Annotated in this window: 16 protein-coding genes, 1 tRNA gene and 1 riboswitch; of the genes, 10 read left to right on the top strand and 7 right to left on the bottom strand. The window is 41.1% G+C overall.

Going from position 1 to position 24,336, the window contains the following annotated elements:
* Window positions 1-410 precede the first annotated feature (410 nt).
* Window positions 411-1,085, bottom strand: a complete 675-nt coding sequence (locus H3S82_RS05200) for a hypothetical protein (RefSeq protein WP_198232272.1) — start codon at window positions 1,083-1,085, stop codon at window positions 411-413.
* Between the two features lie 484 nt (window positions 1,086-1,569).
* On the opposite strand from H3S82_RS05200, the gene H3S82_RS05195 reads away from it, so the two are divergent.
* From H3S82_RS05195 to H3S82_RS05170, 6 genes are all read left to right on the top strand, one after another.
* A complete protein-coding gene (locus tag H3S82_RS05195) occupies window positions 1,570-3,765 on the top strand; it encodes a TonB-dependent hemoglobin/transferrin/lactoferrin family receptor (RefSeq protein ID WP_198232271.1) in 2,196 nt (731 codons plus the stop codon).
* 233 nt (window positions 3,766-3,998) lie between these two features.
* Entirely contained in the window at window positions 3,999-4,169 is a 171-nt protein-coding gene (hemP, locus tag H3S82_RS05190; RefSeq protein ID WP_078039299.1) for a hemin uptake protein HemP, read from the top strand.
* A gap of 14 nt (window positions 4,170-4,183) precedes the next feature.
* Window positions 4,184-5,227: a hemin-degrading factor gene (locus H3S82_RS05185; protein WP_198232270.1), complete on the top strand. Its 1,044-nt coding sequence runs from the start codon at window positions 4,184-4,186 to the stop codon at window positions 5,225-5,227.
* Window positions 5,228-5,329: 102 nt separating this feature from the next.
* On the top strand, window positions 5,330-6,178 hold the full coding sequence (locus tag H3S82_RS05180) for a hemin ABC transporter substrate-binding protein (protein WP_246785239.1): 849 nt from the start codon (window positions 5,330-5,332) through the stop codon (window positions 6,176-6,178).
* A 130-nt stretch (window positions 6,179-6,308) separates the two neighbouring features.
* Entirely contained in the window at window positions 6,309-7,388 is a 1,080-nt protein-coding gene (locus H3S82_RS05175) for an iron ABC transporter permease (RefSeq protein WP_198232268.1), read from the top strand.
* Entirely contained in the window at window positions 7,385-8,170 is a 786-nt protein-coding gene (locus tag H3S82_RS05170) for a heme ABC transporter ATP-binding protein (protein WP_198232267.1), read from the top strand. Before H3S82_RS05175 ends, H3S82_RS05170 begins: the two co-directional genes overlap by 4 nt.
* A gap of 47 nt (window positions 8,171-8,217) precedes the next feature.
* Here H3S82_RS05170 and H3S82_RS05165 read toward each other — a convergent pair whose 3' ends face one another.
* From H3S82_RS05165 to H3S82_RS05155, 3 genes are all read right to left on the bottom strand, one after another.
* A complete protein-coding gene (locus H3S82_RS05165; RefSeq protein ID WP_078039295.1) occupies window positions 8,218-8,820 on the bottom strand; it encodes an alkylhydroperoxidase domain protein in 603 nt (200 codons plus the stop codon).
* Window positions 8,821-8,881: 61 nt separating this feature from the next.
* Entirely contained in the window at window positions 8,882-9,466 is a 585-nt protein-coding gene (locus H3S82_RS05160; protein WP_198232266.1) for a CMD domain protein, read from the bottom strand.
* Window positions 9,467-9,508: 42 nt separating this feature from the next.
* On the bottom strand, window positions 9,509-10,519 hold the full coding sequence (locus tag H3S82_RS05155) for a putative FMN-dependent luciferase-like monooxygenase (RefSeq protein WP_198232265.1): 1,011 nt from the start codon (window positions 10,517-10,519) through the stop codon (window positions 9,509-9,511).
* A gap of 959 nt (window positions 10,520-11,478) precedes the next feature.
* Between H3S82_RS05155 and H3S82_RS05150 the strand changes: the two genes are divergently transcribed.
* Window positions 11,479-12,357 (top strand): MFS transporter, encoded by an 879-nt coding sequence (locus tag H3S82_RS05150; protein ID WP_198232264.1) that lies wholly within the window; start codon window positions 11,479-11,481, stop codon window positions 12,355-12,357.
* Between the two features lie 1,086 nt (window positions 12,358-13,443).
* On the opposite strand, the gene H3S82_RS05145 is transcribed toward H3S82_RS05150, so the two are convergent.
* From H3S82_RS05145 to H3S82_RS05135, 3 genes are all read right to left on the bottom strand, one after another.
* Window positions 13,444-16,176 carry a DUF262 domain-containing protein gene (locus H3S82_RS05145; RefSeq protein ID WP_198232263.1) on the bottom strand — a complete coding sequence of 911 codons (2,733 nt, stop codon included), beginning with the start codon at window positions 16,174-16,176 and terminating at the stop codon, window positions 13,444-13,446.
* A gap of 5 nt (window positions 16,177-16,181) precedes the next feature.
* Window positions 16,182-18,311, bottom strand: a complete 2,130-nt coding sequence (locus H3S82_RS05140; protein ID WP_198232262.1) for a DUF262 domain-containing protein — start codon at window positions 18,309-18,311, stop codon at window positions 16,182-16,184.
* Window positions 18,312-19,626: 1,315 nt separating this feature from the next.
* Window positions 19,627-19,717 (bottom strand) — tRNA-Ser (locus H3S82_RS05135).
* A 591-nt stretch (window positions 19,718-20,308) separates the two neighbouring features.
* On the opposite strand from H3S82_RS05135, the gene H3S82_RS05130 reads away from it, so the two are divergent.
* From H3S82_RS05130 to H3S82_RS05120, 3 genes are all read left to right on the top strand, one after another.
* The gene (locus H3S82_RS05130; protein WP_198232261.1) at window positions 20,309-21,565 is read left to right on the top strand and encodes a porin; all 1,257 of its coding nucleotides are present in this window, start codon (window positions 20,309-20,311) and stop codon (window positions 21,563-21,565) included.
* A gap of 979 nt (window positions 21,566-22,544) precedes the next feature.
* The gene (locus H3S82_RS05125; RefSeq protein ID WP_198232260.1) at window positions 22,545-23,666 is read left to right on the top strand and encodes a pyridoxal phosphate-dependent aminotransferase; all 1,122 of its coding nucleotides are present in this window, start codon (window positions 22,545-22,547) and stop codon (window positions 23,664-23,666) included.
* 5 nt (window positions 23,667-23,671) lie between these two features.
* Window positions 23,672-24,037, top strand: a complete 366-nt coding sequence (locus H3S82_RS05120; RefSeq protein WP_198232259.1) for a DUF423 domain-containing protein — start codon at window positions 23,672-23,674, stop codon at window positions 24,035-24,037.
* A gap of 156 nt (window positions 24,038-24,193) precedes the next feature.
* Window positions 24,194-24,320: riboswitch (TPP riboswitch) on the top strand.
* The last annotated feature ends 16 nt before the right edge of the window (window positions 24,321-24,336 follow it).

Here is a 24,336-nt window from a genome sequence, read left to right as displayed (position 1 = left end):
AAATAGTGTATTTAATAAAGACGTGTTCAGATAATCATATTTTTCATTGGGTAGCCGCTACTTAAATGTTTATTTTGTATCGCAATTTATCATGATTTTTATATACTATATATACGAACGAGACCGTGTATAGACTATAGCCCTGATTGAATGAGCTTGTCATGAAATGAAAACATATCCAGCACCGACATAATAACATGGATTATATTGGTTATCAGGATTATCGAGGTCATAGGGATTCCGGCTTGTTAACGGATTGGTTCTGACACCTACCATCTTTGAAGTAACGGTTATGACACTGCCAAGTTGAAGCAAATATTTATCAAAATGGTTTGGCAAATAATCGTTATGCTTTAGTTCTTTCTATCCGCGCCAAGCAAAGCCGGTTTCGATAATTAGGCTCCGATTTTTCATTCCGAACAAGAATTTTGCCAATAACCGCCTTCGGGTTTATCCCAGATACATCTATCATCCAATTGGTAATTTTCCGGTATTTTAATATTTTTATCCGAAGTTTGACGGTCTCTTAGTTTATAGAGCGTAGCGCGGTCTAGCGTCAATTTATCACCTTTGAGGGCAATGACACCCGTCGTCATATCCGGCAATATATCCAGAAAGAAAGAAAAAGCCTGTTTGAATTTTTCAGGCATAATGGCGCCTACATCCAGTTCGTCATACACCATCATTCCCGGCTTTATGGCAGATATCTGGTTGATCAAACCAAATCGAGCAAGCCCAATCGGGATAGTTCCGCGAATTGTAATGCTATCCTGATCGACCACAAGCATAAGATAATTATTTGTCTGGTCTGAAAGCAAAATAATGTCGGATTCGACAGTTCCGATATTTTTCAAGGCTTTAACCTTGGCAAGCACCTTGTCACGTTCTCCGCTATCGGGAGCATATCCATGCAAAGTGACATCAAATCCGTCAATGTCATAAGATAGCCAGTTTGTTTCACTGCGCAATTGCCCAAGCTCTTCCGACAGATGCTTTTCCTGCCCGCCGACACCAAACCAGACTGCCATCACAACCACAAACACAGCAATAGTTATGAAAGGCCAGAAGAATTTACGAATTACCATGAACATTTCCCGACAGAGGTCTCACCGTTAACCGTTTTAATCAAAGCTTTTTTCCCATACAATGGCTTTTTAACCCAATTTGAATGATTATAAATAAATTCTTAGAAAACCGTTTCCCGTAAAATGATATAGAAAATATTTTATAATACATGGGATAATATTAGTTTTTTAATATAAATTATAACAATACTCATTTTATTAATTAATAAAAATTCATTATATATTTTTTTAAAAATAAAAATATTTTATGAATTAATGTATTTTTGAATTTATTTAATTTTGTCATCTAAAAATTGCTTATGCACGCCCTCCCCGACAGGAGGAGCTTAACACAAATTTTTCTTGATTAATATTGTCATGTTTTATATAACCGAAAACATCAACGTTCGGGGCGTTGATATTTTGCTCAGCCAGCCAGCCTATAAGCCTAGCAAGCCAAGCGCTTTTTATTGACTAGATAGCACTCAAAAGCGAGGGATTAGGCATGTTGCTGAAAATTGGGACAAGACTGAAAACATGTGTTGCGTTGGGGGGACTCATAATCGCAATGCCGCTATCGGTTTTTGCCGAAAACGTTGATAATGATACGGCTAAAAATACACCGCTCCTCAATCCTGTCATTGTCAAGTCACCATCAAATTCTTTAAAACGGAACAGCCCGACTATTTTGACAACTCGTAAAACGGCTGAAGATATTATTGAAAAACAGGTGGATGATGTCCATGACATTGATCGTCTCGATCCATCTATCAGTTACAATTCGGATAGCGACAGTTTCAATATTCGCGGACTTGATCAAAATCGCGTTTTGACGACAATCGACGGAATTCGTCTTCCTTGGCTTTATGATGGCTCCCGACAAGTCAAAAGCGGCATCTCTATGTTCGATTTTTCTTCGCTTTCGACATTGGATATTATCCACGGATCGGATTCCAGCCTTTATGGATCAGGCGCTTTGGGCGGAGTTGTGGCACTCCGGACGCTTGACCCGGAGGATCTTCTGACACTCGAGAAAAATTGGGCAAGCCTGACCAAAGGCAGTTACGATTCGACCGATCGTAGCTGGCGCATTAATGAAGCCTTCGCCATGCGTGCCAAACAGACATATGCCCTCTTTCAGGGAGGATACGCACGCGGCAAACAGCGCGAAAATAACGGTAACGGAGGCGGCTACGGTACAAACAGAGTAGAAAACAACCCTGCCAATTTTGATCAGGATAATTTGCTGTTCAAACTTTACCAACATATTGATGGAAGCCAGCGTTTGGGCTTCACCGCAGAACGTTTCAATCTTTCGAAAGATATCGATACATACAACCTTTCGACGACAACCTATCGTCCCGGTTCCGGTACAGAAGAAGACGAAAAACGTCGGGAACGCCTATCCATGTCGTATGACTATAATGGTGGTGGCGTTATCGATGAAGGCCACGCCATTTTATACTGGCAGCGACAGCGAAATGATGAAAAATCGGAATCTGACCGCTTATCTATCCCGAAGGGGTATTATATGCGCGACAATCTTATTCGCGATACCGATTACGGACTTAATCTCGCGGGTTTAAAAAAGTTCGACGCGGGTTCGGCTACCCATACTCTTCGGTTGGCAACCGAAGCTTCGTCTTCAAAATTTCAGCAATATGCTGCTGGTCACGATAACTGCCCCCCGCCCCCTTTCAAAGGGCCTTTTATGGCCTGTAAATTCATGCACACCAACCAATCGGATTCTCCCGATACCGACAGTGTTATATTCGGTTTATCTGTTGAAGATGAAATCGGCATGATTAATAACCGTTTACGGTTAACTCCGGGACTGAGATATGATTGGTATGACCATCGCCCGCAAGACACTTATACTTATGAGCACGCAGCAGGTTTTAACGGTTACCCATCAAGCAACAGCGATTCTCATCTTTCGCCGAAATTGCGCTTGGAATGGGATGCAGTCCAACAGGTGACATTATATGCGCAATGGGCTCAAGCCTTTCGCGCTCCCAGTGTTACAGAACTTTATCTGAACTACACCAATCCCGGCTTCTATTATACGCGCGGCAATCCTGATCTAAAACCGGAAACAAGCAATGGCTACGATATCGGAGCCCATCTCGGCGATGACAATCTCGGTGGCTCTATCAGTCTGTTTTCCAATTACTATCGCAATTTTATCGACGAGATCGATCTCGGTGCCGATCGTGATTTCATGCTGCAACGTTTAAATTATATCAATCGGGCCCATGTCCGGATTTCGGGTGTCGAAGCAAGAGGTCATATTGTTTTTTCTAGCGGCTGGCATAGCAATCTTGCAATCGCCTATGCCGAAGGCAAAGACACAGATAATGATGAACACCTGAATTCAATCCCTGCTTTGAAGGGCGTTATCGGAGTTGGCTATTCGCGTGAACAATGGGGTTCCGATCTTTCACTGACAGCCGCAGGCAAACGCAATAAGGTCGAAGAAAACTCCGATTTTGCAAAAACCCCCGGATATACCCTTCTTGATCTCACCGGTTGGTGGGAACCTGTTGGTAAAAAAGGTCCACGATTGCAAGCCGGTATCTACAACTTATTCGACAAACGTTATTGGAATGCTGTCGATCTTCCATCAGCGCCATCGTCACCAAAAGATGCTTATAGCCAGCCGGGTCGAACATTCAAAATATCGTTTACCCAGAAATTCTAGCAGAGTGAGAAACATCGGGACAATGAATAGGAAAGATGCATCTCTCTATCAATTTTACACGCTAAATGTTCGGAAAATGTCACGAAAAGGTTGTCTGACGTTTGAAGAACAACATGGGTAAAGAGAGAGCTAAAAATAACTCAAGGCATTTTGTAATTCCGAATTCACAAATATGTCGCACTTCCCCATAAAACATGATAAATATTATCATATTTAAAATTATTGGGTAAAATATGATGGGAACGAACACCAAAAGGCAATCGGACGGGCGACTGAAAGCGGCACCGTTAACGATTGATAGCAAAGCATTATTCGGCGCGAATAATGAAATATTTATTCTTCATGACGGGGCCACATATCGGCTGAAAATTACCCGTTTTGGTAAACTTATTCTGAATAAATAGAAGGGCGAACATTCATGGCTATGGAGAGCGAAAGAATTCTTTCTTTACGTGAAAAACACAAGGATTTGCGTGATCGGGAATTTGCCAAATCAATCGGTATTTCAGAAGCCGAACTGGTCTCGGCACTCACGACAGTCGGTCAAGCCGAACAATTGAAAGTTGATATTCCGCTATTGTTGAAAAATGCCCACAAGCTCGGAGAAATCATGGCGCTCACCCGCAATGACTATGCCGTGAGCGAGAAAAAGGGGCATTTCCAGAATGTGTTTCCCGGTAATGACGTTTCAATGACACTCGGTCAAATAGACCTTCGTATTTTTCAGAAAAATTGGAAATTTTCGTTTGTCAGAGACATGCAGGTTCATGACCGCGCGGTAAAAAGCCTTCAATTTTTCGATGCCTATGGTTCGGCAGTTTTCAAACTTTATCCGGAAATGGCGACGAATATTGACGAATGGAATAAGTTTACTGATCTTTTTAAAGTCGACGCTCCACAAGCACCTATCGAGGTTTTAGTCCCTAATCCTTCGAGCGATCATCCTCCTCATAATGCCGATATAGAAGAATTTCGCAATCGTTGGCGACAAATGACAGACGTGCACCAACTCCATGATATATTGAAGGAATTAAAAATCGGTCGCCATGAGGCTGTGAAAATCGTCGGTAGTGAATTTGCCAACGAGGTGAGATCGAATTCGGTAGAGCTTTTACTTCATGGTGCGGTAGATAACAGTGTGCCTATTATGTGTTTTGTTGGCAATAATGGCTGTATCCAGATATTCACCGGCACAGTCGAGAAATTGAAAAAACTCGACGACTGGTTCAATATTCTTGATGAAAAATTCCATCTTCATCTCCTCACATCCGGTATTTCACGTATCTGGCACGTCAGAAAGCCAACCAGCGACGGCTATGTGAGTTCTCTTGAAGTGTTTGATCATAATGGTGAAATGATCATCCAATTTTTTGGAAAACGAAGTGCAGGAGAACAAGAACGGGAAGATTGGCGCGCTTTGCTCGCGAGCTTGCCACCGGCACCGGAAACGGCGGTCGCATAATAACACGGCACTGACAGAACAATGAATTATTTCTCTCTTCATTCTAACTTTCGTTTTTGCCCTTGGCTGTCATATTCCGTAATAAGCCGGCTCGGCGTGGTGATGTGTATATTTCTTGCTGTCACGACAACACCGCAATCTGCGAGCGCAAAAAAAGCCGATGTTTTTCCCGAAAGTGCCAAAATTATTTCTGTTGGCGGTGCCGTAACAGAAATTGTCTACGCTTTGGGGGCTGGAGAGCAACTCATCGCGCGCGATACAACAAGCAGTTATCCGGATGAAGTGCAAAAATTGCCGGATGTCGGATATATGCGTAATTTATCGCCGGAGGGCATTTTATCCCTCGCACCGGACGCCATTTTACTTGATCAAGGCAGTGGGCCGGCTTCCACTGTCGAAATTCTGGAAAATGCTTCAATCCCCATGCTGGAAGTACCTGAACATTTCACGCGTGAAGGTGTCAGAGAAAAGATTGAAAAAATCGGTCAGGCATTACATAGGCAAGACAAAGCTGAAGCTTTGATAAAAGAAGTCGAGCGGGAATTTGCGAAAAATGACCAGCTTATCAAAGATCATAGTGACGCAAAGCGCATTTTGTTTGTTCTTACCGTACAAAACGGCCGATTGATGGCTGCCGGAAAGGATACGGCTGCCGATGGTATAATCAAATTATCCGGCGCCCGGAATGCCATTGACGGCTATAATGGTTACAAGTTGCTAACAGATGAAGCGATTATTAATTCCTCCCCTGATCTGATCTTGATGATGGGGCATTCGGGCATAAGTGCAACTGTTGAAGATCTCTATAAAATACCTGCAGTAGAAACGACGCCCGCCTTTAAACACAAAGCGATAAAACAGATGGATGGCCTCTATCTCCTCGGATTCGGACCCCGTACGCCATTGGCGGTTCGTGAAGTTATAGATGCGCTATATAAAAACGGACAATGACCCCGTCCCTACCCAACAATTTCTATTTAAAAATCTATGACGTGGATGAAACTTCGAAACAATAGAACAACTTTTTTCGGCTTTCGGGTGATTGTTTTATCCGTTCCCCGAAACCTTGAAAGAAGCAGCAATGATATCTGCATTTTTTAAAATCCGCCCCGTTAAAGGAGACCGCAGCCATAGAGGAAAAATGGCAATTATCTTGCTTATATTTGTTCTGCTTATAACGATATATTGCGGGCTTGTAATCGGTGCCTATGATGTTTCGGTTATGAATTTTTTGACCTCGATCCGACAATCAGGCTTGAATGAAATTATCAAGACGCGCGACTATCTTGTCCTTGTCAATATCAGACCACCGCGTGTTATTCTGGGCATGTTGATAGGTGCGGCACTGGCGGTTTCCGGTACTTTAATGCAGGGATTGTTTCGCAATCCGCTCGCCGACCCCGGCATTATGGGAGTTTCCTCAGGTGCTGCTTTGGGAGCGGTGTTGATGATCGTGGTTTCGTCTTCGCTCCCTATTCCGGCCATCAAATTTCTTGGAAGTTTTAATGTGGTAGCCGGAGCGTTTGTCGGCGGGCTTTCGTCTACTATCATACTCTATTTCATAGCAACCCGTAACAAACAAACATCAATTGCGACAATGCTTCTTGCCGGAATAGCGCTCGGGGCATTTTGCGGCGCATTATTGGGTATTCTCATTTTTATGGCGAATGATAACCAGCTCCGTGATATTACATTCTGGAATCTCGGTTCCCTTGCCGGTGCAACATGGTCACGCGTAGCAATTGCATCGCCTTTTATCATTATCGGGTTGATTCTGGCTCCGTTCCTTGCTCGTGCAATGAACGCCTTGGCTCTTAATGAAGCGGTTGCCGGACATTTGGGGTTTCGGGTGCAACGCATAAAACACATGACAATTTTTGTTGTTGCATTCATGTGCGGGGGTGCCGTTGCAGTGAGTGGAAGTATCGGCTTTATCGGCATCATTGTGCCCCATATATTGCGCCTTACAATTGGCCCTGACCATCGTTACCTTATTCCATGTTCCGCACTTTTTGGGGCTTCATTGCTAATCGCTACCGACACCGTTTCGAGAATAATTGTAGCACCGGCCGAACTGCCGATCGGCATTATTACCTCGTTAATCGGCGGACCATTTTTCTTGTGGATTCTGTTAAAAAGACGGGGAGCTCTGGAGCAATGATCGAGGTTGAAAATCTTTCACTCACTCTGGGTAAAGTCGAAATACTTCATTCTTTGACATTACAGGCGCATGCCGGACAAATAACCTCAATTATCGGAACCAACGGGTCAGGAAAAACCACGCTTGTCAAAGCGTTGAGCGGAGAACTCCGATATAGTGGCAAAATAAAATTTAATGGCGCTGATATCGCTCTGAAAAGACCCGACGAAATGGCTTTGATACGAGCCGTTCTTCCACAATCCACGGGGTTAAGCTTTCCGTTTCTTGTTCGGGAAGTCGTCGAGCTCGGCCTTTCCGCCAGTTTATATTCAAGAGAAATCAAAAAAAATTTGCCGGAAATGGCTTTGGAAAAAGTCGACCTGAGCGGCTATGAAGGGCGTTTTTATCAGGAACTGTCAGGCGGCGAACAAGCACGCGTCCAGCTTGCGCGCGTGCTTTGCCAAATTTGGGAACCGGTCATTGACGATAAACCCTGCTGGTTACTGCTCGATGAACCGGTTGCCAGTCTGGATATTCGCCACCAACTCATTGTGATGGATATTGCCCGTGATTTTGCAAAAGCTGGTGGCGGCGTTCTCACTATTCTGCACGATCTCAATCTGGCTGCGCACTATAGCGACAAAATAATCGTTCTCGATCACGGCCACATCGTCAAAGAGGGAGCACCTCGCGAAGTCCTGACAACGCAATTATTGCACGACGTATATCATTGCAAATTGACCGTCGGAAAAATTCCGGCAGATGGTATCCCTTTTGTTCTCCCCCAATCCTCTTTTCTTTGATGAGAAAAGTTACTTTCACGGAAGAATTATCAAGAACAAATCCCGATTTAGCCGATTTTCGGCTCTCCGAGAGACAACATCAGCCGATTAGCCCAATTAAAAAAGCTGACGGCGTGAATAACATCAAAAATTTCATCGTCATCAAGACCTGCTGCACGAAGAGCTTTGATCTCTGTTTTTCCGAAGGCCGGCGGTGTTTGGCTGAGCGTGGTAGCAGCCTTAACAATAGCGTTCCAGCGCTCTCCCAAATCGGCAGATATGCCCTTATCAAGAAGTTCATCAACATCGGCCGGTTTTTTGGAATAAACAGCCGCATGTCGGGCATGCACAGAAGCACAATAAATACAGCCGTTAAACCGCGATGTTGCTGCGGCTGCAAGTTCCCGTTCAGCACGGGGCAAGCCATCGACAGTATTGTAAAAAATATCCTTATCTGTCCTTGTTCGCGCTTCCAATATGTCGGGATCGCGTGCCAATAACCGGAAATAATCCGATTTTGCACGAGCCGCTTCGACCAAGGAGTCACGCTGGCGTTCGCTCAAACTCTCTTCTGCAACCGGTTCGATCCACGGAACCCAGTCCAGATTGTCGCGCGTAAAGACGTTGGGTCTTTTGATTTCTTTAGTCGAATTATCTGACTTTGTGTTCATTTTCGCTCAATTCCAATTGTAGAGGTGCGGTTATTAAGAAGCTTTTCAACAAAAATTGCCGTTAATCTGCGCTTTTAAAGGCAAACAGAGCTTGTAGCCCCAGAGCAAGTCTTAACTGGAAGCTTAAAAAAGCAACCAGTTGCGAAAGAGTGACGATTTCATCATTGTTCCAACCGGCTTGCTTGAGAGCTTCAAGATGGGTCGGCTCACTATCGCGTGGGTGAAAAACCAGAAGATGACTATGGCTCAATGCGGCTGCCAATTTTTCTCCCAAGGAATTTTTTAACTCTGCATCCGCACTCCAGCTTTTTCCAACCGTATTCTCATTTGTGAGAGGGCCATCGGGGTATCTGCCGAATGGCCCTGTGCTTTTTGCAGCGTTTGCCGCCTCTTCTATAATTTTAGCCCAATCGGGTTGTAATTCTTTCAATTCATTTTCATAAAAATTGATTGCATTATCAAAACCATGTAGTCGGGAAACAAAAGTTGCAATCGCAAGGCGATCTTTCAAAGCAAAGTCGCTGTCCTTGACGTTTGAAAACAGCGCTTCATAACTCTTTTGCGCTTGATCTTTGGTAAATGGCCGACGCTTGCGTAGCTCTAACGGCGAGCCGACAAGCTCGTCAATTATATCATACTGGGACATTTGTTGGTTCCTTATAGCGGACAGTCGGTAGCATATTTCACTTCAATGTGAGGCAAGGCTCAAGCCCAATGCAGGAGCAACTTCTTTTGCCGTCAGTTCTAACGATTTCAAGATCTCTTCATGAGGCGGGTCGATGGAGTGGACCTGAAAAACAACATCTGTTGCGCGATTGAGCGAGGTATCTTTTTTGAGCGATGCAATCACATCCTCCGGCGTTCCAACATGTTGGTCAAACGCGACAATAAGATCTTCAAGCGAGCTCCCTTTAACATTCGTTAGTGCTTTCCCCAATCGCTCGGCGGCGCTTCTTAATCCTTTTTCAGCCAATTCGAGAGCATGGGCACGATTGCGCGATACAAATAAGCTTCGAGAAGCCATGATGCGCGGTTTTACGCCTGCCGGTAATGCAGAGAGATAAGCGTCAATAATAGGGTTTTGTATTTCATCAAGCGTTGCTTCGGGATTATCTGCCGGGCGCGGTTGTGTCCTTGACAACATCAACCCATCTCCCTTTTCGCCCGCAAGTTTGCCTCCAAAAGGTGAAAAGGTAGCCATCCAGAAACGCCGCAACAAATGCGGAGCTGCCGGATAAAGCCGGTTACCATCCAACAGATCTTCGCCGGCAAAGGCCTGACGCAACGCGTTTAGATGGTGTGCATAAACTTCGCCACGTTTATCCGGATCAACGCCGAAAACTTCAAACGATTCACGTGTTCCACCTGTGCCAAATCCCAATTCCAACCGACCATTCGACAACAGGTCAAATACGGCAGCATCCTCGGCCACTCTTACCGGACTTTCCATTGGCAAAGTGATGACACCGGTACCAAGTCTTATCTTCTTTGTTTTTGCTGCAATATTGGAAAGAAAGACAAAAGGAGACGGTAACCCACCCTCTTGAGGATGGAAATGGTGCTGAGCAACCCATGCGGTTTCAAAGCCCAACTTTTCAGCATAAATTATTTGTTCTTCAGCCAACCTGTAACGCTCGCCCGCAGGTACAGCATCCAGAACACGTGAAAAGAATCCGAGCTTTTTTTGATGATCTGCCATTATAAAATCCATTGTCAAAAATGAAACATTTTCCGACAAAAAGCCTAAACATTTGGCACGTGACCGACAAAGAATGGATTTTCCGATTTCAGCTTGGATAAAAATTTAAATGGCATAATTTTTAAGATTGTTAGAAAATTCGTCTCAAACCAGTTCAGATAGCTTTCGTGCCGACCGAACGTCCCTTCCCTCTTTCACTATTTGAATGTTATATTTTCAATAAACGATGATATAAAAATCATATAAAAATTTCAAAGTTGAAAATTATCTTTTAAAATTATAAATATATATAATGTTTTATATAAAATATCAAAATAAACAATAAAAATATATTTTAATTATTATTTATTTTTAAAAATTCAGACAGCATAATACGATTTATTGTCATATGATAATGTTATCAAATTCAATTTAGAAAATACTATTTTCGGGGCACATTAAAGACAATATGCGGCATAGGGTCTTAAAATTTCCCGATCCGAATAAGCACCAGCTCCGTCTCTAATTTCAGAGGTCTCCAGCCTCTTTAGACCTCCAGCTGACGATAGAAACATCATATTTCGCGTTAAACTTTATCGAATAATGATAAACGCGCATATCATTAAATTCATGCCATTCCTTCATCAACTCCCTTTGTTGGTTTTTACTTTCTGTGAGGTTTTATGGTGTCATCTGACCATATGTGTGAGTTATCTTTTACAAAAGTTCCCGTTAAAGTTGATAAATAAAGTTAAGTAAAAACTATTTGATTTTACAAATTGATGCACTTGTAATGGTATCACTGCTCTGGAACATATAAGCGAAGTCTCCCTTCGAGAGAGGTCCGATAGCGCGGTATCTTCCTGTGAAAGATTAAAATATCATTCGCTATTTCAAGTAATAACCGTTCCGCCCTCATTATTTTTAATACGCCCAACGCTAAAAGCTAAAAATACCGGAATGAGAAGAAGCGTTGTGACATGTCATCTGTCAGAATATCGTCAATCTGTTTATCTTTGTCGGCATTGGCCTTGGGGCTTTCTTCTTATATGACTGCCGGTTTGATACCTCTGATTAGCAACGATTTTGGCGTCTCAATTGGCTTGGCTGCACAGTTGGTAACCGCTTTTACGCTACCATATGGTCTTTTGTCTCCTGTTCTAGTGGGAATGACGGGGCATCGTGATCTTAAAAACAACGTCTGTATTTATCTTGGTGTGTTTGTTATTGCCAATGCCGCTTGTGTGATTGTTCCGGAATTTTATTTTTTAATTCTTCTTCGCGCTATAGCGGGAGCCTCTGCCGGTACGTTTCTTGCCTGCGGAATAACAGCATCGACCCGACTAAGCAGCAACGAGAAAAAGGGCAAATCCATTTCAACAATAATGGCGGGTATGGCCATTGGAACTGTCATTGGTGTACCCGCTTCGCTCATTATAGCCGATCATTTCGGTTGGCGAAGCGCTATGATAATCGTAAGCATTCTTGGCGGTACTGCTTTCATCGGTTTATATCTATGTTTACCGACTTTGCCATCAACAATGATAAAATCCGAAAAATCCCGTTTTGCCCTTTTATCCGAATGGCCCGTTGTGAGAGTTTTATTGATCTCTCTTTTTGCAGCAATATCGAGCTTGGGAATGTATACTTTCCTATCTCCATTCGTGAGCGCCGTAAATAAAGGGGCATATGTGACGGTTTATTTATGGTATTGGGGCTTAGGGGGCGTCTGTGGAAGCATTCTGATCGGATATTTTGTCGATGACTATGATCTGAAAAAATCCTGTTCGTTATTCTCGGATTGCTTTTACTATCATTTATCGGTTTGGCTTTACTGTCACATATCTATCTGCCGTTGATCGCATTGCCCCTCGTTATATGGGGTGCGGTTGGCTAGGCGCTGCAAGTCCCCCAGAACAACGAGCTATTAAAAATCAGAGAGGATAAAGTCGATGGTAATCTGGCGGTCGGTTCAAACCAGTCATCCGTGTACCTCGGAGGGTCGATCGGCTCGTTAATTGGTGGCGTTCTTGTTTCGTACGGGGTTAATCCGGCAGCACTACCCGCTTATTTTATGCTACCTATCATTATTGCTCTTATTCTTCTATGGACGAGTAAAACTAAGTCTTCTGTCGACGGATAGTACCAAACGTCAGAGCGCGCCCGGGCTTTATTCCCTGTTGCTTTATCATTTTGAATAACCGCGCTTTTAACTGATACTTTATCAGAACGGCGCGGTTTCAAAAATTCTCACAAATAAACACGTTATCTAAGTCCATTCTGTTTCAATCCGTAAAATCACCACACACCGCGCCATGGTTTTCTCACAAGGAAAAGATGCAACGAGCAAAAACTTATTGTTAGCAACATTCACTTAAAAATAAGCCGGATCGATTTTGGCAAAGCCGGTCACTGTTCTTTATCAATCAAGGGCTCATTGGCTTCGCCAGATATAACGCGTGGAATTAACGGTGTGGAGTGGCATTAACACGCGCTCCGTAAACTGTTGTTGGTTGATATGACAAAGGGCTCCGCGGCAAGCAGGTAATCAACGAAAGAATGAGTATACTTTCCGCCATCCTGTCACGTAAGCACTGTTGAACCGAAAATTCGGGAGATAAGCTTAATCACAACAGACTATATACGGGTTAGATGAATTTTCTCGACTTGAAGTCCGTTGAAAACAGGCAGAATGGAAAAAGTGAGAGCGACAACTGAAAATTAATTCAAGATCATGGCCCCGCAGTTACCTGCAGCAAAAATCACGATATAAAAATCCCGACATATACGTAAATACTCCGATATCTTTTCAATAAAACAGCAAATCATCCAAAATACTTGGTTTCCAAAATCTACAAAATAATTCTAGTGGATTTGGACAAAGCGCATCCGGAATATTTTTTGAGAATGAAAATAATTTATGCCATGATCTCTATCATTATTGTTTAACTTACACGATTTTTGAAAAAGTTGACAATGTAATCAATACGATCGACTTTGTCATAAAATCGACATGTCTCGTCCCATCCGTCAATCTTAAAATCCACATCCTTATCCTCCCTCCTCAATACAATAATGCCTTTATCTTTGTCCGACGACACAACATCATCATTATTGAATAACGGAGCGAGATCATTTTCGTCTTTGAAGCGATTTTTTAGATCTGCGTCACAGCCAGCGCTATCAGTCGGTGAAGATGATATCCGCCAACCCGTATCGTCTCCATGGAGATAGACTCCTTTTTCTATTTCCAGACCTTCATCCTCAAAATCGTTTTTCGGTCTTTGATCAAGAAGGTTACATGGTAAAAATTCTATTTTTTTACCCGCTTCTATTAATATCTTTGCAACACAAAACAGAAAAGGGTTCCAATATACTTTTACCTTATGTTTAAAATATACCTTGCTAGTAAATATATGTCCATATATTTCCTCTTTCAACATTTTATACTTCGATTCCTTCGGTATAAAAAAATTTGAATATTTTACTAAATAATATCTCCAGAAAAATTTTCGATATTTTTCGCAATATTCAAGCCAGTTGTCTCTTTTAACTTCAAGTATATTTTTTAACGTTTCTTCTATTTTTTGTTTATCAAGATCTTCTTGATAAAGAAAATCCTGTTCTGCAATATAGTTGCATAATTTTGTGACTGCTCGCCGACATTTTATCCGCTGATTGTATAAGCTTCTATTAAAAATTGAATTCCAGGTAGACTGCTTATGAGGGATGTCCTGTAAAGCTCCATAAGTAAAATATGATCCCGTTGGCAATGCATAATCATCCTCACACAATAACGAATTCTTTAGTAGCTCACTTTCGGAATTTTCTGCAAATTGGCTGAAAAGTTTATCTCCTGCCTCGATAATTTTGGGATCAAAGCAAATGAACTTTTCCGGCTCCTTCCGTACACTCTTTTCCGCCTGTTCATGCCCTTCTGTTTCCTGCTGTTCACACAGAGAAAATGCGCCTAAATTACCACGAAAAAATTCATGATTTTCTAGCCGGTTCAGTGCGTTCAGAAATTTTTTATCGCCCTTATGTTGTCGGCGAAGTTTCTGTTTTACCGCTTCTTCATTTATTTGATAAACATTGAAATTGGTGTCCTTGATCCATTCGTTTTCATTGTCAACTTGGTTCCTTGGAACAATGCTCAACAGATCGGGTGAAACAATATCCTCTTTTTCACTTAAACGATCAGTTAAAATAAGCTTCACCAGTTCACGTAATTGATCCGCATAGTTTTCATATCGAAGTTCAGAGGCTGAATTCTCAAGAAGATTGCGAATGGGACGCAGCGCCTCCCGCATCGTTATTATATCATCCTCATTAATCGCCAACTTGGCACCCTTATCATGAGAAATTTTTCTCCATATTAATAATAAAAACGCAAATAAAAGAAGGCGTGTAGCAACTGTATCTTCCTTATTCGGATCGATTAAATGTTCAAATAAATTTTCGTCTGTGTTATAGAGAGCAATTTTTAAAGACGATCCGCCGTTTTCGTCTTCATCTTTAATATTCATCTTTTTTTTATAAAAAATTTCTTTTAATATCTTGTCTATTTCATCGTTACCAAGGTCATTTATTCCGTCGAGTAAACGTTTTAACCCGTCAATATTATTACCGTCTATATCCGACAAAAAAGATTTTGTTTCTACCACATGTCTAAATATCTCGAACAATTTCATGGTTCGGAAATCGTCTGGCGAATCTATTGCTTTTTTATCTTCGGAAGGGACTTCCTGTTCAGCCAAGAGATATAAAATGGTGCCGATATAACGCAAAAAACGCGCAAATGCTTTGTCGCATAAAATCGCTTCATCATTTTCGTCGACGTTACCGTCTGAACGAGTTTTGCCGGCGTTACCGCGTGGACGAACATTATCCCAAAAAACTTGTATCCATGTCGTATCAAAACATCTTTCGATCTCGTCCAATGGCGTTTTGGTTTCCAGTTCTCCTTTGGAGGATTTTTCTCTCAGCAGTTCCGCAAATTTTGCTTTGAAATTTTCAAATTCGGTCAGCTGTTTGCCGCGCGCGTTCATCTTTATGTATAGCTCATCGCTTGACAAAGACAGGTCTTGCAATGGCTTATAAAAAAATGTGATAAGCGGTGGCTCGTCAGTTAATATTTTCCAAAGATCCGGAATATCGCTAAATCTCTTATGGATCGCATCCAGCATGACCAGCATACCGGATATTGATTGATCCAATTCCCATCTGGAAACATACCAGCGAGCATTTTTAATAATTGACGAAATATCGTTGCCGTCGGAAAGCTGTTCCGATGAAAAAACGACTTCATTATTAAGCTTTTTAATAAATACCCTCGTGCTTTCACGAATTTCATAACCAAAGCGGTTAAAAAATTCCTTTTCCTCGGCTAATTTTTCCGCTTTTACTGCCGCATACCAGTGCAACAAATACAATGTAGTCAGCCGTTGTTGCCCATCAAATGGCTTGAAAAATCCTTCATCTTCCTCCCCATAGATAAAATCGAGATGTAGCGGTTTTTTATCTTTACACGCCTTATAAAGTGCATCCAGAAAGTCGTGGCGAATAGACTTCACTTTTTCGGTAAGACGTCCTTGCGCATAATCACGTTGTATCATCGGGATAACAACTTCAGTTTCTTGCAAAAGTTGATAAAAGCTTTGAACCTTGCCACTCCCCATTATTTTCATCCCAATAAGTACGTTAGTTTTTCTTTGATGTCACCGAGGTATGCTTTGCGATCGTTCGCTGTCCAATATAGATGATCTTGTTCTTCCATGCTAAACAGGCGCAAGAATACAGCTTGTGTAGCGGGTGGAATGAAATTGCCTTGTTTCATTTCTTCAATAATTTTGTTCTGTTTGACACGAAAAATCGAATTGTTCAGAACACTGTTTGCCGAACCGTCAAGAAGCGCGAGGTTCGACAGCTCGTGTAAGTCCTTGATGCCATAGACATCATTGATTTTTTCCACTATCTCATTCGACAGCCTCAAAAACTCATCTCTCAGGTCTGACGATTTTGACTGCTCGGAACGTTCGAGCTTATCGATCAATTCATTCACGCGCCCGATCAGTTCGTTTTTCTTGTTTTCCTCAATCTGAACACGACTGTCCAACACTCCCCGATGGCTTTTTAACCAAATCAACCATTGTTCTTTTGTGTTGAGTCCCTCAACATTTTGCGCGTTGATGTGCTCTATTGTCCATTTCTTTTGATGATGGGCCGAGAAGTCATATCGGTGCTTTGTGCCGGTTGTTTTCATACTTCTCACATATTCTACATTGTATAAAAACAGGAGCCTTTCGCATCCCGGTTCATTGGTATCGTAAGTATATTCCAGAGCTGTATCCAAATCCCGATAAAAACTTGCGATGTAACCTTTAACTTCTTCCTTTAACTCGTCTTTTTTCAGATCTTTAAATTTCGAAAACAGGTCAGGATTCATTCGTTTTTCAGCAAATAAATAACCAATCCAATGATAAAGGTCATTATCGTCATACCAGGTTTGTAACTTCCATAGATCAAGCTGGATTGATTCCCATATCTGCTTTACATTATTAGTAGAAAAATTATTCTTTTTAGCGTCTTTCAATTTTTTTTCGAGTTTTATAAAAGGAGGAAGATTTCTATCTCGATTGCTATTTTCGGTATTATCTTCATCTTTATTTTTGGTATTATCTTTGTTTTTTTGGGAAAAATGAAAATCCAGAAGAAAATCTATGCGCGTTTGGTAACGTTCGTCTTCAAAGCTCTTGTTTCGTTGATCTTTAACATTCGACGAACAGTCATTTTCCGAAAAACCGAGAAAGCCCCAGAATTCCGGTTTTCGCAACTCATATTCGAGGTTATCCCACCCAATGCTAATCAAGCCACGTTCCGTTTCAATATCCGGCAAGTTTTGATTATCGTCTTTGTTATCCTTCGATTTGTAATAAGCAGGATTGAGGAGTGCTGCGCGGCTTAGCTCGGCATTTGTCAAGGGAATTTTTCCGCTATTCAAACGTGTAAATGCCGCTATTTCACCGCTGGAGTCGCTATTATCAATCGCGTACCAAAGTACTTTTACCTGATTAGCAAATATCCTATAAAATTCTATCCAATTGATGCCTTTCTTATTCTTCTCATCAATATATTGTCTTATTTTATCATGAGCATTAAAAAGAAAATATAAATCGATACTATCGCATTCCTTTTCGGTCGGTTCTATACCCTTTGCTATACGTTTTAAAAATTCATCACTTTCATTCCGTGTATTAATGGTTAATGTATAGTTAATAAATTTGTTTTTATTAATATTGCGACGTGGTTTGTCGTTTTTTGCCTCGACTTCGTTGGAAAAAATGTAATGAATAGCTTTGTCAAAAAACTCATAATAAATGGCGTCGCGGTCTAGTTGTTTTTTAATTGACTTCCGATAATCAATATTTTTTGGAACATAGTTGTTCGACGGATTTAACAGAACTGCGTTTAGTAAAAGCACTGTTGTTAAACGTTGTTGCCCGTCAACAATGTTTATTTCGGGTTCGTTTTCTTTTTCATCATTATCTGTTCCCTCGTTATAGTTCTCCATAACTACAACAGGTTGAAGAAAATAGATTTTATTTTCTTTTCCATTCTTGAATTGTTCGTAAAACTCGAAAATATCATTTAAAAAATCATAAATTTGCTGGTCATTCCATCGGTAACCACGTTGATAACCCGGAATAATAAAATTCCCCTCCAATTCAATGAGGGCGCGTAATTCGCCACTGTTTCCAGATGGTTGTTTGGAATGTTTGTGGTCTATAATTCCAGTGTTTTGCTCTGTATGCATATTGAATTTCTGACAATTTTTAACAGATTAAAAATATGATCGAGATTTATATTGTTTTGTCTCGCTACGCAATTACTCCAAAAAAAATTACGCAAAATTTTTCGAATTATAATTCTATATATTATCCGTAAGCGATTTTTATCATTTATTTTTAATTTACATTAAATTTTATTTTTTATGTTTAAAATTAAAATATAATATTAATATCTATTAATTTTCGTATATATATTCTATATTCAATAAATTAAAAAAACTAATTAAGTTTTTACCAGAATAATTATCTATATTTTTAATATCTGATAAAATCGAATGGAGTTTCCATTAAAAAATTAAATTAAAACGCAATTTTCGAATAAATTTAATTCTTGAGTCCTACTCGCGGGGTAATATCCTGCTTATTGATTTTTCATACTTTTAATTAAAATTAAACAAGCTCACTTTTGGAAGTGGGTTGACATTGATGAAAATTCCCCTGCTAATCTTGGAATTCAATCAGGAGAAAGAATGATCAATAATTTAATTTCCTAACATGCAGTGAAGAGTTTTTAAAAAAGTATGGCTGATTATTATTTACAGCACCGAAAAAAGTCGGCCACGGGAACCAAGCTGTATTCGTTTCTCTTCACCAAAACTGGTTGATTTCGTAACAATAGATCAATGGCTGCAAACTGCTACAAACAACAGCATTCGAAAAATGTTCTATTTTCGTTACGCACCTCTTCTGGTTTCTACTCCGTATGAAATCCTCTAATGGTAGGAGGTTCGAGTTCCCCTATTTATCTGTTCTTTCAGACTGTCCGTCGATATCGGCAATTGTTGCAAAAGAAAATCCGGAGAAATTCCGGCTCTTAAATGCGGATAACAATCGATAATAAAAACAGCATGGGGAGCCAAGAGACAAAGAGATGATTTTGCGAGGTAATAAATGCAATGTAGCACTCATATGATAAATTTGATCTTTGTCCCAATTTTTATGTCTGGCGGATAAATGTTTTCCGGCTTGACGGATTTAAATAGAGTCCCCGACGTAAAGCACCGCTTGATTGCATCACCGCTTTTATCCGTATGTGATGAAAATTCGAACCGGTTACCACCAAAAATATGTACAAAAAGCTACATAAGAAAATAAGTGCCGATTAAATTCCATTTCAAGACGAACAGAACGGCGACATTTATAAATTCGTTACAAATTTTATTGCCAGCCAGTATCAAGGGAAAGCGAGAATGCTCAACCGGCATGATATATTATTCCAACTCTATCTCTTTCGGAATATTGCAGAGATTTCGGAACATAGCGGAGAATTTAACTAAAAAATGGCGGAGAAGAAGGGATTCGAACCCTCGAGAGCCTTTTGAGCTCTACTCCCTTAGCAGGGGAGCGCCTTCGACCACTCGGCCACCTCTCCGAGAGCAGCCAATAAACATTCTTTCACGGAAGTTCAAGCGATTTTCTCAAAAAATCGATTTTTATACATAATATATAATAATGAAGGTTCCGCTGCCTCCTCCAAGTTCGTTCGAACAGAGGAGATCATTTGAACAAAAGACAGTGAGAAAATCTCGTTTTCACGAAAAGCCTCCGTTACGCGAAGTGAGATTTATAAAACCTTCTGCCTAGCAATAAATCGCATAGTGTTGCTCAAACATAACCAAACCGCCGCTTTTTGATTAAGAGCAACAGCGACTCAAAAAATGGTTTATCACCGGTCAAAGTTTTGGGTTAAAGTTAATTTAACACAAAAAATATGGTTAATAATTCACAAACAAATCATCTGAAACCCTATCTTTTTGTGTCATTTTTGCAACAAGACGTGACGATACTCGCTTCAAAACCCCGCTTTTTCCTTTTTCACGGTTGAATCAAAAATATCGTCAGGTATGTTCGATCCATGAAGAAGGAGCGCTTGCGTGCGACTTTTTCGGTTAAGGGGATCGGGATTCAAACTTTCTGAACTTCGTGAACCCGACCCAATTTTAACTTTGACTGGAGGTCAGATATGAACATTAAGAGCCTTCTTCTCGGCTCCGCTGCAGCTCTCATTGCAGTTTCTGGCGCTCGTGCAGCCGACGTTGTCGTTGCAGAGCCGGAACCCGTTGAATATGTACGCGTCTGTGACGCTTATGGTGAAGGATATTTCTATATCCCTGGTACTGAAACCTGCATGCGCATTTCGGGTTATGTCCGTGCCGACATCAAGGGTGGTGACAATGTTTATGCCCGTAAGCGTGGTGACATCGACCGTGATACTTACGCTTGGCGTACACGTGCAACACTCCGTTTCCACACTGCTTCTGAAACAGAACTCGGCACATTGCGCACATTCGTTGAATTGCGTTCGCAGTGGGACGAAGGTGCAGAATGGGACGAAAAGGGCGATACTGCTTCAGGACAGCTCCATTTTGCATTCATCGAACTCGGTGGCATCCGCGTAGGTCTTGATGAATCGATTTTCCACCATTGGACAGGTTATTATGGTAATGTCATCAATGATGATGTCCTGAACCCGATGGCTTACTCACGTACCAACGTCATCAGCTACACCTTCAACGCAGGAAACGGCTTCTCCGCTATCTTGGGTGTTGAACAGGGCAACAGTGACGCCGACGGTTACGGCTATAGATACCACAACGATTATGCTGATATTGCAAATGTCAAAGGACATAAACTGAGCAGCAAAATTGATGATTACACACCAAATGTCGTTGGCGGCTTGAAATTCGTTCAAGGCTGGGGTGGTGTTTCTGTTGTTGGCGCATATGATGCTTATTATGAAGAATGGGCTGCCAAGGCTCGTTTGGATTTGAACGTTACCGATCAGTGGAGCGTTTGGGTCATGGGTGGATATAAATCTGCTGACGATTACTATGATAGAGACGACACATACGGTTATGAATCCAATTCTTCTACACGTACAAGAAATGGCTTAACTAAAATAGGCGTTTATCGCCAAGTCAACTCGATCTATGGTGATTGGGGCGGCGATTGGGCTGTTTGGGGTGGTACAACCTTCAAATTCAACAAGAAGACCAGCTTCAACGCTCAGGTTGCTTACGACGATACAGATACATTCGCTGCATCTGTTAACGTAAAATATGAATTGGTACCGGGTCTCGTCATTACTCCTGAATTGTCATATATTTCTTGGGAAAATGACTACAGCGCCCGTAACGCTGCCAATACTGAAAAGGTTGTTGACTCTTTGAAAGGTCAGGATGCTTTCCAGGGTATGCTTCGTATCCAACGTTCGTTCTAATTCTTGAAAGAATAAAAATAAGAACCGGTGGTTTTACCACCGGTTTTTTTATGTCAAAGATAATTTTAGTTTTATGTCAAAAACCAATCAAATTGGGTCATTAATCGGATTGGAGTATTAAATCACGTTCGATCATTTTGATTTTGAGCGTTACAAGCCTGTTATAGGAAAACACGGCTTGAATGCCGGTCCTTCAGGCAATTTGTTTTTCAACATTTGTTGTGATGCGATTTAGAGAAAATCGGTTTGTTTTTTGATCATCATTTCAGATCTTCTACCAATTGGACTCAATACACAGTTTGAATTTTCGTAGTTATCGACAAACCCGACCATTTGCGCCTGATCATATTCAAATTGTGATAGAAATAACCACCGTGATGTCGATGACCACCTTTCGATATTAAAGAAAACCGAGAGTATCATCGCGCCTCAATAATAAATTGCCAGATCGTTCATTTCACATTTGAAGAAGCGGAAAATTTTTCTTAATGTCTGGCATGTATAGCGCAAATAAATTCACTCCGATAATCTAACCGATAAGCTCATTATGAAAATAACTAACGCACAAGGTTTTCATTCATAATCATTATTTTTTATATAAAATTTATTTTATATTTTTTTATTTTAATTTTTAAATTTATATTATTTTTAATTTTTAAATGCAATAAAATTAACGAATAAAAATTCATTTTTTAATTATAAATAAACGTTTTATATATATTTCATAAAATATATTATTTCATTATAATGTTTTAATAATGAATATTTGATATTTCATTATATATTTTATATAAATTGATATTTAAAAAATGAATATCATTCGTTGCAATATGCCATTGCCGAAAAACAACTTCAATTTTCAAAATTCCGGATTAAAATCATAGGCATAACGATTTATTGATATCTACGGTAGAACCTTTTTATGCTAGTCGTTTTAGAAAGCTTTGTAGCATATCGCCCGCTGTAACTGGATTGGACTATGTCAGACAAATATGTTTTTCCGGCTGTCACGCCTCTTGTCGCTTCATTACCTTCGACTGTTCCTTTTACAGGTCCTGAAGCTATCGAGCGAAAAACGGGGCATTTATTTCGTGCAAGATTAGGTGCCAATGAAAATGGTTTTGGGCCTGCACCTTCCGTCATTGAGACTCTTAAAAACTCTCCTAATGAAGTTTGGAAATATGGTGACCCTGAAAATTACGATCTCACCAATGCGCTCGCAGAGCTGTACGACCTAAAGCCGAATGAGCTAACCATCGGTCCCGGAGTGGATTCTCTTCTGGGGTTGATTGTACGCCAATATATCGAGCCTGGTGATGTTGTTATCAACTCGCTTGGCGGATATCCGACATTCAACTATCACGTAGCAGGTTTTGGCGGAAAACTCGTGGAAGTCCCCTATCTAAATGACAAGGCTGATCTTCAGGCTCTATCGGATGCAGCGCATAAATATAAAGCAAAAATTGTTTATCTCGCAAATCCGGATAACCCTTTGGGGACATGGCATAACGAAAACGCGATTGAAGCCTTTATTAAGAGTTTGCCTGAAACTACACTATTGGTTCTTGATGAAGCTTATGGCGAACTTGCGCCAAAAAACGAATTGCCTGCCATGTCAAAATTATGGCCCAATGTTTTGAGGATGCGTACCTTCTCTAAAGCTTATGGTCTTGCCGGATTGCGCTGTGGCTATGCAATCGGGTTTTCCGAGCTGATCAACATGTTCGATAAAATTCGTGACCATTTTTCTGTCAATAAAATGGCACAAATTGCAGCCTTGCAAGCTCTGTCAGATCGCAAATATCTCGAGGATGTCATCAAGAAAATCGAAACGGCAAAGCAGCAAATTGTAACAATCGCTGAAAAAAACGGATTAAAAACTTTGCCGTCTGCAACCAATTTCGTTGCCATTGATTGTGGTCGTGACGGGAAATTTGCGACAGATGTTTTAAATGAACTTATAAAACGGCAAATATTCGTACGAAAACCTTTTGTGCCTGTTCTTGATCGGCTCATTAGGGTGAGTGTTGGTCCTCGCAAACAACTGGACCTCTTTGCAGAGGCTTTCTCATACGCGCTGATTGCGGCAGATAAGGGGTGAAAAATATGTCTGATTTGAATAAACGTATATTATGCGGCTTTTCCGGCCTTTATGGCGCCGGTGGTATTGCTGCTTACGCGGCTGCCTCGCATATCGGCGGCTATTACGAAGCAGTGGCACCCGTCCTTCTTGGCAATGCAGCAGCGCTTCTAGGCCTCTCGGTTGCCACAAAAACAAATATCGTCATGCGCCTTTCTGGTGTTCTTATCATTATTGGCGTCGCGCTTTTTGCTTTGGATATCATGTGTCGCGAATTTGCCGAAACACGGCTCTTTCCTTATGCTGCCCCGCTCGGAGGCACAATCAACATTCTCGGCTGGCTTTTGCTGATCATTGCCGCATTTTTGCCTTTCGAAAAAGAAGACGTTTAACATCTCTATTGCTTATCAAAACTTCTCTTGCATTTTAAACACCTTGAATGCCGTATTTTGGGACTTCTATGTTCAACGATAAGCTGCGTTCTTTTTAGAGAGTCATCAATCACGTTTTATAGATGTTGACAAAATAACCATTTAAGCCAAACATGCGCACCAACCTTGGGGAGCCATTTGGGGCTGAGAGTCTGTATTGAGATTGATTTAAGTCAGATCATTACAGTGACCCATTGAACCTGAACCAGTTAGGACTGGCGGAGGGATGGTGGTTATATTTGACCTGCTCGACGAAGAGC

Origin of the sequence: Bartonella sp. M0192, assembly GCF_016102305.1 — a bacterium.
Classification (GTDB): Bacteria; Pseudomonadota; Alphaproteobacteria; order Rhizobiales; family Rhizobiaceae; genus Bartonella; species Bartonella apihabitans.
The sequence above is the reverse complement of the archived record's forward strand: the minus strand, read 5'-3'. Positions and strand labels throughout refer to the sequence as shown.

Coding starts and splice junctions, on each gene's coding strand:
- H3S82_RS05200 (WP_198232272.1), bottom strand. CDS start 1,085: ATGGTAATTCGTAAATTCTTCTGGCCTTTCATAACTATTGCTGTGTTT.
- H3S82_RS05195 (WP_198232271.1), top strand. CDS start 1,570: ATGTTGCTGAAAATTGGGACAAGACTGAAAACATGTGTTGCGTTGGGG.
- hemP (WP_078039299.1), top strand. CDS start 3,999: ATGATGGGAACGAACACCAAAAGGCAATCGGACGGGCGACTGAAAGCG.
- H3S82_RS05185 (WP_198232270.1), top strand. CDS start 4,184: ATGGCTATGGAGAGCGAAAGAATTCTTTCTTTACGTGAAAAACACAAG.
- H3S82_RS05180 (WP_246785239.1), top strand. CDS start 5,330: ATGTGTATATTTCTTGCTGTCACGACAACACCGCAATCTGCGAGCGCA.
- H3S82_RS05175 (WP_198232268.1), top strand. CDS start 6,309: ATGATATCTGCATTTTTTAAAATCCGCCCCGTTAAAGGAGACCGCAGC.
- H3S82_RS05170 (WP_198232267.1), top strand. CDS start 7,385: ATGATCGAGGTTGAAAATCTTTCACTCACTCTGGGTAAAGTCGAAATA.
- H3S82_RS05165 (WP_078039295.1), bottom strand. CDS start 8,820: ATGAACACAAAGTCAGATAATTCGACTAAAGAAATCAAAAGACCCAAC.
- H3S82_RS05160 (WP_198232266.1), bottom strand. CDS start 9,466: ATGTCCCAGTATGATATAATTGACGAGCTTGTCGGCTCGCCGTTAGAG.
- H3S82_RS05155 (WP_198232265.1), bottom strand. CDS start 10,519: ATGGCAGATCATCAAAAAAAGCTCGGATTCTTTTCACGTGTTCTGGAT.
- H3S82_RS05150 (WP_198232264.1), top strand. CDS start 11,479: ATGTCATCTGTCAGAATATCGTCAATCTGTTTATCTTTGTCGGCATTG.
- H3S82_RS05145 (WP_198232263.1), bottom strand. CDS start 16,176: ATGGGGAGTGGCAAGGTTCAAAGCTTTTATCAACTTTTGCAAGAAACT.
- H3S82_RS05140 (WP_198232262.1), bottom strand. CDS start 18,311: ATGCATACAGAGCAAAACACTGGAATTATAGACCACAAACATTCCAAA.
- H3S82_RS05130 (WP_198232261.1), top strand. CDS start 20,309: ATGAACATTAAGAGCCTTCTTCTCGGCTCCGCTGCAGCTCTCATTGCA.
- H3S82_RS05125 (WP_198232260.1), top strand. CDS start 22,545: ATGTCAGACAAATATGTTTTTCCGGCTGTCACGCCTCTTGTCGCTTCA.
- H3S82_RS05120 (WP_198232259.1), top strand. CDS start 23,672: ATGTCTGATTTGAATAAACGTATATTATGCGGCTTTTCCGGCCTTTAT.